General features: G+C 58.6%; 12 protein-coding genes and 1 pseudogene. 9 read left to right on the plus strand and 4 right to left on the minus strand.

The window, feature by feature from the left end:
- The 5 genes and pseudogenes from VHB22_RS13675 to VHB22_RS13695 form a co-directional block, all read left to right on the plus strand.
- A pseudogene (locus VHB22_RS13675) lies at positions 1-510 on the plus strand (poly-beta-hydroxybutyrate polymerase); the annotation flags it as partial.
- Between the two features lie 88 nt (positions 511-598).
- Complete coding sequence (locus tag VHB22_RS13680; protein WP_325457537.1) at positions 599-979, plus strand: phasin family protein; 381 nt, start codon at positions 599-601, stop codon at positions 977-979.
- 17 nt (positions 980-996) lie between these two features.
- Positions 997-1,737, plus strand: a complete 741-nt coding sequence (locus tag VHB22_RS13685; RefSeq protein WP_325457538.1) for a CBS domain-containing protein — start codon at positions 997-999, stop codon at positions 1,735-1,737.
- Between the two features lie 55 nt (positions 1,738-1,792).
- On the plus strand, positions 1,793-2,446 hold the full coding sequence (locus VHB22_RS13690) for a BON domain-containing protein (RefSeq protein ID WP_325457539.1): 654 nt from the start codon (positions 1,793-1,795) through the stop codon (positions 2,444-2,446).
- Between the two features lie 49 nt (positions 2,447-2,495).
- On the plus strand, positions 2,496-2,699 hold the full coding sequence (locus tag VHB22_RS13695) for a hypothetical protein (RefSeq protein ID WP_325457540.1): 204 nt from the start codon (positions 2,496-2,498) through the stop codon (positions 2,697-2,699).
- Positions 2,700-3,193: 494 nt separating this feature from the next.
- On the opposite strand, the gene VHB22_RS13700 is transcribed toward VHB22_RS13695, so the two are convergent.
- The 4 genes from VHB22_RS13700 to VHB22_RS13715 all read right to left on the minus strand — a co-directional run bounded on the left by VHB22_RS13700 (position 3,194) and on the right by VHB22_RS13715 (position 8,155).
- Positions 3,194-4,621, minus strand: a complete 1,428-nt coding sequence (locus VHB22_RS13700; RefSeq protein ID WP_325457541.1) for a DNA modification methylase — start codon at positions 4,619-4,621, stop codon at positions 3,194-3,196.
- Positions 4,622-4,674: 53 nt separating this feature from the next.
- A complete protein-coding gene (locus tag VHB22_RS13705) occupies positions 4,675-5,946 on the minus strand; it encodes a hypothetical protein (RefSeq protein ID WP_325457542.1) in 1,272 nt (423 codons plus the stop codon).
- A 289-nt stretch (positions 5,947-6,235) separates the two neighbouring features.
- Complete coding sequence (locus VHB22_RS13710) at positions 6,236-6,943, minus strand: TetR/AcrR family transcriptional regulator (RefSeq protein ID WP_325457543.1); 708 nt, start codon at positions 6,941-6,943, stop codon at positions 6,236-6,238.
- Between the two features lie 315 nt (positions 6,944-7,258).
- Positions 7,259-8,155, minus strand: a complete 897-nt coding sequence (locus VHB22_RS13715; protein WP_325457544.1) for a LysR family transcriptional regulator — start codon at positions 8,153-8,155, stop codon at positions 7,259-7,261.
- 268 nt (positions 8,156-8,423) lie between these two features.
- Between VHB22_RS13715 and VHB22_RS13720 the strand changes: the two genes are divergently transcribed.
- The 4 genes from VHB22_RS13720 (at position 8,424) to VHB22_RS13735 (ending at position 13,610) form a co-directional block, all read left to right on the plus strand.
- A complete protein-coding gene (locus VHB22_RS13720) occupies positions 8,424-9,158 on the plus strand; it encodes an SDR family NAD(P)-dependent oxidoreductase (protein ID WP_325457545.1) in 735 nt (244 codons plus the stop codon).
- A 43-nt stretch (positions 9,159-9,201) separates the two neighbouring features.
- Positions 9,202-9,804, plus strand: coding sequence for an NADPH-dependent F420 reductase (locus tag VHB22_RS13725; RefSeq protein ID WP_325457778.1), 603 nt, complete (start codon positions 9,202-9,204; stop codon positions 9,802-9,804).
- A gap of 577 nt (positions 9,805-10,381) precedes the next feature.
- Positions 10,382-10,513, plus strand: coding sequence for a hypothetical protein (locus tag VHB22_RS13730; protein WP_325457546.1), 132 nt, complete (start codon positions 10,382-10,384; stop codon positions 10,511-10,513).
- Between the two features lie 373 nt (positions 10,514-10,886).
- The gene (locus tag VHB22_RS13735) at positions 10,887-13,610 is read left to right on the plus strand and encodes a TonB-dependent receptor (RefSeq protein WP_325457547.1); all 2,724 of its coding nucleotides are present in this window, start codon (positions 10,887-10,889) and stop codon (positions 13,608-13,610) included.
- Positions 13,611-13,655: the final 45 nt, after the last annotated feature.

The raw sequence follows: 13,655 nt of genomic DNA on the forward strand, positions 1-13,655 counted from the left end.
GCGTGGAATGCCGACGCGACGCGCATGCCCTATCGCATGCATTCCGAATATTTAAGATCTCTGTTCCTGAACAACGATCTCGCGGAAGGTCGTTTCAAAGTCGGCGGGCACACCGTGACATTGACCGACCTACGCGTTCCGATTTTTGCAGTCGGAACTGAGACGGATCACATCGCCCCCTGGCGCTCGGTTTATAAATTTAACATCCTGAGCGATGCTGCCGTAACTTTCGTGCTGACGAGCGGCGGCCATAACGCTGGCATCGTTTCGCCGCCAGGGCTATCCGGACGCCACTATCGCATGGCGACAAAGCCCGCCAATGCGCCTTTCATCGATCCCGACGAGTGGCAGAAGAAAGCGCCCACGTTCGAAGGCTCTTGGTGGACTGCGTGGTCGAAGTGGCTTGCAGAGAGATCGTTGGAATGGGTTAGCCCGCCCCCAATGGGTGTGTTCACCGATACGCTGACGACGCTCACAAAGGCGCCAGGAACATACGTTTTTCAACGCTGAACGTTTGTCATATCACGGATTGATCTTCATCAAGGCACATGTCCTTCGCAACGGGAACATTTTTCAAAATCTTTCAGGAGTACAAACGATGCTCGATTATCCAAGCAGAAATGGAAGCCAGGGCTCGCGGGTGCCGGTTCCCGGCATCGCTTCGTTGACAAACGTTTGGTCGCCCGCGGCGACCTGCGCCGAGGCGTGGAATGCGGCGGTCTGCCAAGCCGGAGACGAAGTTACCAAAAGCTGGGTGAAATTTATTGGCGAGCGTATCGCCAAAGATAGTACCTTTCCGCAGCAGTTCGCAGCTTGCCGCACCCCCAGCGATATCTACGATCTTTACGCGAAATTCTGGCAGCAGATGGCAGGCGATTACGCGGCGGAATTCTCCGTCATCGCAAACACCGGCTGGAAAGCCGCGCGAACGTTTCTCGAAACAGCCAGTAATGGCCACCCCGCATCCAAGACAAATTGAATTTCCGGAGACCTACTGTGAAAGCCAGCGACATCATGACAACCGGCGTGGTCTCGACAAATCCCGAGTGCCCGCTTTCAGAAGTCCTGCAGGTGATGCTTGATCGCCGCATCAGCGGCCTGCCCGTCATCGACAAGAGCGGCAAACTGGTGGGTGTGATCACCGAAGGTGATTGCCTGCGCCGTGTAGAAACCGGCACCGAAATCAAGCGGCCGTTATGGCGAGAACTCTTCACTGGTCCGGAAAAGCTCGCGCAAGAATACATTCACGCCCACGGTCGCAAGGTCTCCGAGGTGATGACGGCGGATCCGATTACGGTCACCGAAGACACCGACGTTTCCGAGATCATCCACCTGATGGAGAAGAGCCGAATTAAGCGGCTTCCTATCATGAGAGGCGACGTGGTAGTCGGGATCGTCAGCCGCGCTAACGTCATTCGGGCATTGGCGGGCCTTCTGCGCGGCGCGAAGGTGAACGAAACCGATACCGAAATCCGCAATAATATTGTCGCGGAGTTCGGCAAGCTGCCTTGGGCGGCAAACGAGCTTGTCGACGTCAGGGTAAAGGACGGCGTCGTCGACCTATGGGGATCTTTTACGGCATTTCGTCAGGACGAAGCTGCCGTTGTCGCCGCCGAGAACGTTGCTGGCGTAAAGGACGTACGAAGTCATCTCTCCTGGATCGATCCTATGTCCGGCCTGATGATTTATTCGCCCGATGAGAAAACTCCATTGGCTGCGGTCCGCGCGCAAGTGTGAAACGCCAATGATGCCGACAACAAACCATGCGGAAAATATCTGCAGGAGTAGGACGATGGACGATAAGCAGCTGAGACAAAACATTATTGATGAACTCGAATTCGAACCAAGCGTTGATGCACAGGATATTGGCGTCGCCGTAAGCGACGGCGTCGTCACATTGTCCGGCCACGTCTCCAACTACGCAGAGAAGGTCGCTGCACAACACGCCGTCCAACGCATCAAGGGTGTGCGGGCTATCGCCCAGGAAATCGAGGTTCGCTATCCGGGTGAAAAGAAAACCGCGGATGATGAGATCGCCAAGCGTGCGCTCAACGTTCTGAAGTGGGACGCGGTCATTCCGGAAGATATGGTGAAAGTGACGGTTCAGAAGGGCTGGGTATTACTCACTGGCGAAGTCGACTGGCAGTTCCAGAAGAAAGCTGCTGAAGACGCCATTCGGAAATTGTCAGGCGTAACCGGAGTGAGCAATTCCATCACCATAAAACCGCGTGTCTCAGCGTCTGACATCAAGAAGAAAATCGAGGCGGCACTGGCGCGCAATGCTCACGTCGAAGCCCGGGCAATCCGAGTCAATGTGTCGGATGGCAATAAGGTGCGCCTCGAGGGAGCGGTCGATAGCTGGGACGATCGCGATATCGTTGAGAATGCGGCGTGGTCGGTGCCCGGCGTCCAGTCGGTGGACGACCGTTTGGCCATCGCGCTTTGAGCGCACCGAAAACAAAATCTTCGAATGAACCAAGCAACAGGAGCTAACGATGGAAGAAACACTCATTAACGGCATACGTCACGATACGCTGCAAGCGATTGAGAAGGGCGAGAAGCTCCTTCGCGAAGTAGAGAGCAAAGCCGGCAAGGAAACAGAGACGTTGCGTGACGCGACCGATCATCTCGTCGAGCATCTCAAGAAAGAACTCGAACGCTGGGAAAGAAAATACAAGAAAGCCAAAGTGGAGGCCTGATGCACCATCGGGGGCTCTCCAAATACTCTCGAATTGGCCGAGCTTAGAAACACCACAAGATGACTTCGCCGCGTATGGTCGCTTCACGAATGATCGAGGCCCCGTTGACACAGGCGAATCGGCTCGCAGTGGCGGTTTCATGCTGGGGCGCGCCAATGGAAAGTGTGAATCTACGTCCGGACGCACGTGTGGAATTTTTACCTATCACTCGCAGGAAACGGCCACGATCCGTTCGACAAGTCCGACGCCAACGGATACGCTCCTGTCTGGCTAGATGGAGTGTAGGACAGGCTGTGTTCTCGCTAGAAAGGAGACGTCCGCTACTGGTGGTACTGCGGCCGAGTGTAACTGGGTAGAATTCGGCCTTGCACCAAATCTCTTCGATGTCCGCAAATTCGACACAGCGGCTATCGGGGTGGCGAGCTGTGGTACAATTGCAAAGGTCGCCTTTTGGGATTAGACAACCTTGCGTTCTTTCCAATCGCGTCAGCTGGCTACTCTGCCCCTTCCCGCATCCGCCGCTCTGCCAGCTCCGAGACCGTCTCACCGGTCTCGCGCAAAATTCCCTGTCCGCCCGTGACTTCATGATAGCGACGCAGGATGACGTCTACATAGCTCGGATCGAGCTCTAGACCCCGGCAGCAGCGCCCAGCCCTCTCCGCCGCAATCAGCGTCGACCCAGAACCCAGGAACGGGTCGAGCACGATGTCATCACGATTGGTCATGTCGAGCAGCGCGTCTTCGAGCATCGCGACCGGTTTGACAGTCGGATGGTCTTGCAGGCCGCGGCGGGCATCGGAGCCCATGCTGGACGCGCCTGGGTAGATCCAGGTGTTCGAGCGCCAGCGTCCGTGCTTGCCGAGCTCGACGTTGTTGACATGCGGCGCGGTGCCGATCTTGAATAGCGGCAGAAGCTCGTGCTGCGAACGGTACTGGCTGCCCATACCCGCATTGGTCTTGACCCAGACGATGAGGTTGACAGGGCTTAAGCCGAGCGCCGTCGCGGCCGCGTGGACTGTCGGATAGCCGCGCCAGTCGATGAAGGTACCGAACAGGGCTCCGTCGCGGAGGTGTGATCGGCAAGCGGCCATCCACGCGTCATTGAAGACGTGGAACTCCCGATCCGACATCTCGCCGCTAGCCATGACGAACTCGCGGTGCGCACCTCGCGTGACGTTGCCGGAGATTTTGACATTATAGGGCTCGTCAGTCAGCAGAAGCTGGGCTTGGTCCTCGTGCATCAGGCGTTCGAGGACGTGAGGATCGGTGGCGTCGCCGCAGATGATCTCGTGCCGGCCCAGGATGAAGTGGTCGCCGATGCGCGCGACCGGCTGGGCGTCGGGACCCGGCGCGAGCGGCCCCGGGTCAACCGCGGAGACATCGTCATCAAGAAGAATCTGATCGATCTCCGGCAACGAAAAGCCGGTGATCTCGATCGGCGCGTCTTCAAGGATGAGCTCCTGGAACTCGATCCTGAGGCTGTCGAGGTTCCATTGTCCTTTTTCCTGCAGGCGGTTCATCGCGATGCGCAGGAGTCGCCGCTCGGAGGCTGAAAGATGGCTGACAACGATGCAGGGCACGCGTGGCAGGCCGAGCAGCTTGGCCGCTTCAAGGCGGACAGCGCCGTCGACAAGATTATTGTCGTGGTCGATCAGAATCGGGACGCTGAAGCCCAGATGCGACACGGCAGAGGCCGTCTCGCGAATATCAGCGGGGTCCAGACCGCGCACGTTACGCGCGGAAATGGAGACCTCGGCGGGCGCGCGATCGACGAGCTGCAGCTTGGGGAGCAGGTCGTTGCGAATGACGCCCGCCTGAGCGCCAGGGGCGCTCAGGCGGGCGAGTTGATCGCGTCGTTGACGGCTCTTGGCTTTGAGAGGCTCGAGAACTCCGGAACGATTTCGGATTGAATTCTGACGCATGGAAAAGTCCTTGCAGATTGAGGGTGAGGTCTCAGGAGCGGCTGTCAATTTTGCTACCTGAGCCAGACCTTGCGGTAGTGCATGCCGTAGCGGAGCGAGGTCTGCTGCGGCGGCGGGCCCGGCGGGAACCGGCGGCGTCGATGCTGGCCCGCGCGCAAGCGCGCTGTTGGGAGATGAAGCAGGAGCTGCGAGAGCGCGTCCGGCCAATCATCACTAGGGCCATACGGGAACGGCCCGATGAGCCTCAGGAACAGACGTGCCCACTCGGTGTTGGCCGGCAGAAAGACACGGCCCGCTTCGATCATGGGCGAGACGATTTCCATGCGGCGGAGCTTCGAATTGCTGCCGTGAGTTTCAATCGTGCCGACATGGTTGATGTCGCGTTCCTTCAGGAGAGCGTAGAGACCCTTACCCGCTCCGATGGTCTCGAGCATGAACAGGTCGGGCTTCCAGGTCTTGTCGAGCTTCTCGATCCAGCGAAGAAGGTTCGGGTAGTCGTATTGAACTTGTTCGCCATGAACGAGATAGACGTCGTCGCCGACGATGTCGCAGACCAACGCCGCGGTGAAGTCGCCGCCATTCTCGGTGAACGCCGGGTCGATGCTGATGACGCGGTAGTCGTACTTCGGGAGCTCCGTGTAGGTCCGGAACCAGGCCGGGTCGATCGGGCAGCCACCGGTCTTGACGGGAGCCTGCATATACTGCGCCTGGAAATGTACTTCCCCCTGCGCGACTCGCAGTTCTTCGAGGATCTCCTCGGGGAGTCGCTCTGGCTCAAGGAGTTCGCCTTCGCGGAACTGGTGGACCTCGTCATCACCGAGATGAAACGTCATATCGGCCGGAGCTACGGCGGGAATGTTGAGATGCACCGTATCCTTGCGGACCCGCAACATGTATGCCGTGAAGTCATCGACGTGGAGCCGTTGCATGACGGTGATGAGGACGCCCTCGGCGGCAGCGCGCCAGCGGTTGGCCATCGAGCTTGCATAAAGCTCTTCGAGTTTGCGCCGTTCGGTCTCGGAATGGGCGAGGCTGGCCTTCTGCGGGTCGTCGATGATGATGTAATCAAAACCGTGCCCGGTAATGCCGCCCTGCACGGAGAGAGCCCTGACCTCGCCACCAGCCGTCGTTTCAAAAAGCGTCTCTGTATCTTTCTCCTTGCGAATGCGTGTAGCTGGGGCCAACGACAGATACCAGTTGCTCTTCATGATCTGGCGGATCTTGCGCAGCTGTGTCGAGGCGAGCTCCTCATCATAACAAACGATGGCAATCCGGAATGACGGGTTCTGCACCAGTAGCCACGCCACAAACGCGATGCTGACCAAGTGCGTCTTCAGGGTTTTCGGCGGCTGATTGACGAGCAGCCGCCGGCTCTCGCCACGAAAGCACCGCGTCAGTTGGTAGGTGAACGACCATCAATTTCAATTTTCGATATGTAAATTGTATTTAATAATGCATAATTATGGGTAAGTCTTTCAACGCCTGGCGATGGGATACTCGCGAGCGGCGAGACCATCGAGGTGCCCCACCGTCATGCAGCGGGCGCGCCTGCCAATGCGGGCACAAGTGTCTTAGGAATGAACCAAGAGCGCGAGCGGTACGTTAACGGGGCCGCTAAACTATCGAGAACTGAGCTTTGAGACCGGCGATCAAGCTATCAGCAAAGCGCTGTGCCCTGGCAGGTGTCGGCTTATGAACCGATCGCGCGTTGACCGCACCACCAAGCTTGATCTTCAAGGCCTTGATCTGAGGATACTCGCCCGCGGGCAGCGCATCGACGGTATTCGACTGGCTCAAGGACCATTTCGCGGGTGACAGGGACGTTGGGTACGCGCACTCGATCGTGATCATACCAACCAAGCTGCCCATGACTAGGTTGAGAGCTACGACCTTCTCGTTCTCGGGGAGCCCGGCGAGGCTGAGGGCATAAAGGACACGTTCGACGAGGAGGGGATTGAGATAGTAGTTTGCCGCTATCTTACGACCGAACAGCAGAGCGACTTTCCGGTGCTTATAGAAGGCAGCGAACACGGCATCGAACAGATCCCGAAGGTAGGCCTCGCAGGTCTCGTTCGGCTTTGGGGGGCGTGCCACATCGGCGAGAATGGCTCGGATCACTTCGGTATGGATCTCGGCGAGCCTACCCCGAAAATGCGCATAGATGGCAGCCGGGGCGACGCCGAGCCCCCTGGCAATCCCAGCCATACCGAGGTCAGGATTGTCATCAAGGAGTGGAAGAGCTTTCGCGATGATCTTGGCGCGAGTCAGATGGGCTTTTTGGCCTGGTTTGCGTTTTGGTCGCTTGGTTACGTTTACCGGCACACCGCACCTATCTGCTGAACTAATAGTGACATAGATAATTCGTATTGATGGTTCGTCAATAGCTGCGTTCGGTTCTGCGCCGGGGTGATCTTCAGCTGAAAAGGCCTCGTGGCGATCTCTCCAGGCTGTGCAAGAACTCGGTTCGGGACCGGGCCGACGCTGCCGACGCGAAGCGAGGTTCCGGCTCAGAGGATGTTGAAGGCGAGGATCGAGAGTGCCGCTTCGGCTTTCACTGCCCTGAGCCCTTAGGATACTGGGGGATGTCCGCTTGCAGGCACTTGTCCACGGCAAGCGTCGCCGACGACTTGCAGCGCATCAGTCGCGCGATACAGACAGTCCCGCGAGAAGCGGCGCGTACGCGGCGAGCCTGCGGGATACGAACTCAGTGAAGAGCCGCACGCGCTTCGTCTTGCGTGTCTCCCCCTGTGTGAGAAGCCAGAGCGTTCCATGCATGTGCAGGTCGGTGCCCGGCACCCTCACCAGGAGGGGGTCGGCATCTCCGACGAAGCACGGCAGTGTCGTCATCCCGAGCCCTTGCCGTACTGCAACGATCTGCGCCTCTGCGTCCGTGGTCCTGAACGGAACCCCCGTGGTGCGAACCTCACCCTCGCGGGCCCAGCCGGGGATTCCATGAATGCTGATGACGATCCACCGGATGGGATCAGGCGCGCCCGCACGCCACGCGGCTAGCCGCTCGCGGGACATGTAAACGCCGCCGAACAAGTCCGGTCCCTTCAGGCCGTGAAGATTGAGCGGCAGGGTTTTGCGGTCGTAAACGACGCGGATCGCGACATCGGCTTCCCGATTGGTCAGATTTGCCAGCTCGCCGGACGACAGGATTTCCATCTCGATGTCCGGATGCAGACGCGCGAAATCGGCGAGGTCCGGCATGAGCAGGTGTGTCGCGAGGGTCGGCGCCAACGTCACCCGCAGAAGCCCGCGCACGCTCTGGTCGCGACCGAAGATTCGCGTCTCGAGCTGGTACGACGACGCTTCCATCTGGTTCGCGAGCTCGAGAACCTCCTCGCCCGCAGCCGTCAGGCGGTAGCCCGAAGGCAGCTTTTCGAACATGTGCGCCCCGAGGCGTTCCTCGAGCTGAGCGATGCGTCGCAGCACGGTCGAGTGGTTCACCCCGAGGCGCTCGGCAGCCGCCCGCACTGAGCCTCCGCGCCCGACGGCAAGAAAGTAGCGAACATCATCCCAGTCGATCATGGTGCAATCCCGCACCGCGCGGTGCGCCTTCCAAAGCCCGTATCTAGCACATCGAACGGCAGTACGAGCGGTCATTACAGCCTATGTCGACGGGCACGGCCTAATTCCAAACGGCGGACACCGATCGTTGCGGTTGGCGTCAGCCGTCCAACCGGATCGATTTCGCACCACCGATGTGCGCGCTTCCACACTCAGCAACGGACGCCGGCGGGTCCATTTCGAGGTCGTCGGAGGCAGATGCTGTCTCGACACCCCGAAAGGAGAAGTCATGGGAAAGCTAGAGGGTAAGGTTGCAGTCATCACGGGCGGATCGAGCGGCATGGCGCTGGCGAGCGCCAGGCGGTTCGTTGAGGAAGGCGCCTATGTCTTCATCACGGGTCGAAGGCAGGAGGCGCTGGACGAGGCCGTCAAGCTGATCGGCCGGAACGTAACCGGCGTGCGCGGCGACGCCGCCAATCTCGACGACCTCGACCGCCTATTCGATACGGTGAAGCGGGTCAAGGGCAAGATCGACATCCTGTACGCGAGCGCCGGCACGGGCGAAGCCGTCCCACTGGGCGCAATTACCGAGCAGCATTTCGATGCGGCCTTCGGCCTGAATGCGCGCGGCACGCTGTTCACGGTTCAGAAGGCGCTGCCGCTATTCAACGATGGCGGATCGATCTTCATGACCGGCTCAGTTGCTTCGGTGAAAGGTTTTCCTGGTTACAGCGTGTATGCGGCGAGCAAGGCGGCGTTGCACGCATTCGCACGCGGGTGGCTCAACGAGCTGAAGGCCAGGAATATCCGGGTGAACGTGCTGCACCCGGGGCCGATCGCCACACCGATGCAGGATCAGGTTCTCACCGAGGAAGCGAAGCAGATGTTCGAATCCCTGATCCCGCGGGGAAAGATGGGTCGTCCTGAGGAAATTGCGACGGCCGCGCTGTTTCTTGCTTCAGACGATTCGAGCTTCGTGAATGGGGTGGAGTTGTCTGTCGATGGCGGCTTCTCGGCCATCTGAATTCGCGCCGGAAATCAACATCAACACGGATTGGAGAAACATGATGAGCTACGCGATTGTAGGATTCGGCAAGATAGGCCAGGCCCTCGCCCACGCCTTCGCCCGTAAGAACATCGACGTGACCGTCGCGAGCCGCCGGCCGCCCGAGGCGTTGGCGCCGCAGGCTCGAGCCATTGGGCCCACGGTCGTTGCCAGGTCGCTGCGGGACGCACTCGAGGCCGACACGATCATCCTGGCGGTCCCGTTCGGGGAGCATCGCGAGGTTGCGAAGGCCCTGCCGAGCTGGCAAGGCAAGACGGTCATCGACGCGATGAACACGTTTGGAGTTCCCCCTGAGGAGCTGGACGGCCTCCCGTCCTCCACCTTCGTTGCGAAGTCGTTCACCGGCGCCAAGCTCGTGAAAGGTTTCAATCACCTGATTGCGGCCACCCTGGCTGCCGATCCGATCGTCGAGGGCGGGCACCGGGTCGTCTTTCTGTCGAGCGACGACGAGGACGCGACCGCTCCCGTGGCGGCCTTGGCCAAACAGCTCGGGTTCGCACCCGTCAAACTGGGAAAGCTCAACGAAGGTGGCGCGCTGGTGCACGCACGAGACCGCACTTGGGGCCAGCTGATCTTCCAGGACCTGTTCAAGAAGGAACCATGACCGATGTACGATCACGTGATGGCCCGAGCGGTATGATCCGTAGACCTCCCGCATCTCTCGTCGGCCGCAATGAAATGTCCCGCATCCCACCCCGAACCGAATTTCGGAAGGTCGGCTTAACAGACAGCGGCCGTGGCGATACCATCGCCTAATCAGGGTTTTTGCACAGCCTGCCTCGAAACGCCCCGGCATTTCCCTGCCGGGGCAGTCGTTTTCCCTGGGGCAGCAGATACGAATTCGCTGCGCGCCGACATCTCGTGATGTCCGCTAACCTGCAGTGAATATTGAGATTTCTTGCGCTTCGCGTTCGCACAAGGGCGGCGAAATATGCGAAATTCGCTGCTTTTATTGTGTGAGCAGGGAATAAGTGGTTATGGAGACGGGTTCGCGTCAGACTACGCACACCGCCAATAAGCCGTTTCCAACCTGACGCGCCATCCGAGCCTGTGTTGACCATGCCGGCGAACAACAACCTGATATTACCTCTGATTTAGATCTCAACTACCGAGACCCTTTTCTATCATCCTCGTTTGGCCGTTCTGCACGGTGCGGAACGACTGTGGGATAGAGAAAGGGTTTGAACTACTGGCTCGCGCCGTACGCCATCACCAAAGCCAACCCGCCCGGCATCCTCAAGAACGGCGGCTGGGCTGATCATCGCCTCAGAATTGTCGTGACGCTGGGTGTTCTGCTGCATCTTCCGAGGTAAGCGCAGGGGATCTCGCCGGGGACACGTGTGTCCGACATGTCAACCGCACCCCGCGCCGTGAGGATGCGGCGCCAACACATTCCCTCGACCAATGCTAGAGCTTCACCTCAGTCGCCGGACAGGCGCGACAAGGCCAGGCCGAGCACGATTGCTCAGCGAAACCGGGAATAATTCCTAAGTTCTGAGAATTATTTGGAATTCCATCCCGAGAGGCGAATTGCCGACCCTATCCCAGGGGGAACGGGCAAAAAGTGCAAAAAAGGCGCCAAACGCCTGATTCCCTGACGTTTTCTACGGATGTGTTTGAGAATCCGAGAGCCAGTGACGCTCGTGACATCACGAAATAACTGGGTCCACGTGGGGGGTTTTGCAGATGAAGAGACTACAATTGGGTGTCGCTGTGGCAACACTAGCGTGCCTTTCGACACAAGGCGCGATTGCGCAGGATGCCGGTGAGGGGACACAGCCGCCGCCGGCGGGAGCTCAGTCAGGTTCCCAGCTCCCGGAAGTCCAGGTCATTCAGAAGCAAAAGGCAAAACCGAAAGTAAAAAAGGCCGCTCAGAAGCCTAAGAAGGCAGCCCCGCAGCCGCAGCCGATTGAGCCAGCCGCACCATTGCCGGCGGCGTCCGACGCAGCGTTGCAAGCTGCGGCTAGCCAAGGACCGGTCTACGCAAATCCTGCTCCGCCACCCGGTGTCCTGGTCGCTCCGCTCCCCGGCGCGGATCTGCCGATCGAGAAAATTCCACGATCCGTCAACACGCTTTCCTCGGCTGACATCCAGCGAGACCATTCGGTCAACATGCAGGATACGCTGAACAATCGTATTCCAGGCGTTGTCGTGGACGACCTGCAAGGCAACGCATTCCAGACCGGCGTGCAATACCGAGGGTTCGAGGCTTCTCCTGTAAACGGCCTCCCGCAAGGCCTTGCCGTCTACCAGAACGGCGTTCGCATCAACGAAGCGTTCGGCGATACGGTCAACTGGGATTTCATTCCCGCGAACGCGATCCAAGACATAACCGTCATGAGCAGCAACCCGATCTTCGGGCTGAACGCAATTGGCGGCTCGATCAGCATAGCGATGAAAGATGGCTTTAGCTTCCAAGGCGCCGACGTAGACACGCGGTTCGGGTCATTCGGACGCAAACAGGTATCCGCCGAGGCGGGCGCACAAAGCGGCCACTGGGCGGTCTACGGCGCATTCGAGGCGATTAACGATGACGGTTTCCGCGACTTCTCAGATGCTCAGGAACGGCGCGGATACGCAGATATCGGCGTCAAAGGTGATGGCACCGAGTTACACTTCAATACGACCGTCGCATCCAGCCATGTTGGCGTGACGGCCGCTGTTCCCGAAGAGCTCATCGACTTTGCCGGACGATCGCGCACGTTTACGTCGCCGCAGATCACCCAGAGCGATATGCAGATGTATTCGTTGAACGGCAGCAAGCAAGTAACTCCCGACATAACCGTATCGGGCGTCACTTATTACCGTCACTTCCAACAAAGCCACATCGACGGGAACATCTCTGAATTCGACGAATGTAATAAATTCGGCACCGGACTCTGCACCGAAGATGGAGCGCCGCTCTTTGCGTTCGGCTCGATGGCAGGAATACATGATCTCGATCAGTACGGCGACGTGCTCGGATCGATCGATAAGACCGGTCAGAATACGGACGGCTGGGGCGTTGCCTTGCAAGCTGTCGATAAGGCAGACCTCTTTGGCCATCGGAACCAGTTCATCATCGGCACGAGCTACGACCGTGGTCACGTTGCATACCAGGCGTCGAGCCAGCTCGGCGGCTTCCTGCCACGGTACGTCGTGGCCGGAACAGGTCCTACGCTCACCGGCGACGCGTCTTTGTGCCCGCCAGATGAGCCCACCTGCGAGGATAATGCATCCGAAGTAACGCCGCGCTCGCTTACAACAATTAACGATTACGCCGGTGTCTACGCACTCGACGCATTTGACGTCACCGACCGCCTAACGGTCACGGCAGGCGGCCGTTTCAACTTCGCGCGCATTCAGATCATCAATACAGGTGAATCGTCTTTGGATGCCTTGAATGGTGTGAACGAATATAATCGGTTCAACCCCTCAGCTGGTTTCACCTACAAAGTTACGCCGGACATGTCGTTCTACGGCGGCTATTCAGAAGCAAACCGCGCACCGACGGCATCGGAAATTGCGTGCTCCGATCCAGATAATCCCTGCATCATTGAAAGTGCGTTGGCATCCGATCCGCATCTCGACCAGGTCGTGACAAAAACCTGGGAATTGGGACTGCGCGGAACGCAGAACTACTGGAACGGCTCAAGGATCGACTGGAACGTCGGCTGGTTCCGGGCCATCAACTCTGATGACATCATTCAAATCGCTGATGAGCAGCAGGGTCGCGGATACTTTGCAAACGCCGGCGACACGCTTCGCCAGGGTATTGACGCAAGCATTCAGTATCGCGACCAACGCTTGTTTGCTTACGCAAGCTACTCTTATGTCGACGCAACGTTCCTATCGTCGAACGTGATCCCGTCTGAAAATAATCCCAAGGTTACGACGGAATGCAGCGACTTTGGTATCGGCGGCGACGATGATGACGGCGGCGGAGACGATGATGACGATTACTGCATGCAGATTCGTCCGGGCAACCGCTTGCCCGGCATACCGCGGCACCGGTTCAAAGCGGGCTTTGACTACAAGCTAACGCCGAAATGGATCTTTGGCGCGGATTTGATCGCAGCGAGCAACCAGATTTTCTTCGGAGACGAAGCAAATCTCGACAAACCGCTGCAAGGCTATACGAAAGTCAACCTGCACACGTCGTATAACATTACCGACAACGTTCAGGTCTACGGGCTGATCGAAAATCTGTTCGATAACCAGTACGGTATCTACGGCACGTACTTCAATCGAGACCTGGCGCAGCAAGCAGGACCGGGATGCGGCGGCAGCAACGATGCCGAAAATTGCACCGGCACTGGGGGTGGCCCAGACAAGTCTCTGAATGGCTTGAAGTACAGCGATAACGACAGCCGTACGTCAACGCCAGCGATCCCATTCGCTGCATACGGTGGTATCAAAGTAAGGTTCTAATCAGATTTAAGGATGCCCGTTCTGCGGGCATCCTCTCACAACTGT

It is taken from the genome of Hyphomicrobium sp. (genome assembly GCF_035548195.1).
Lineage (GTDB): Bacteria > Pseudomonadota > Alphaproteobacteria > Rhizobiales > Hyphomicrobiaceae > Hyphomicrobium_B.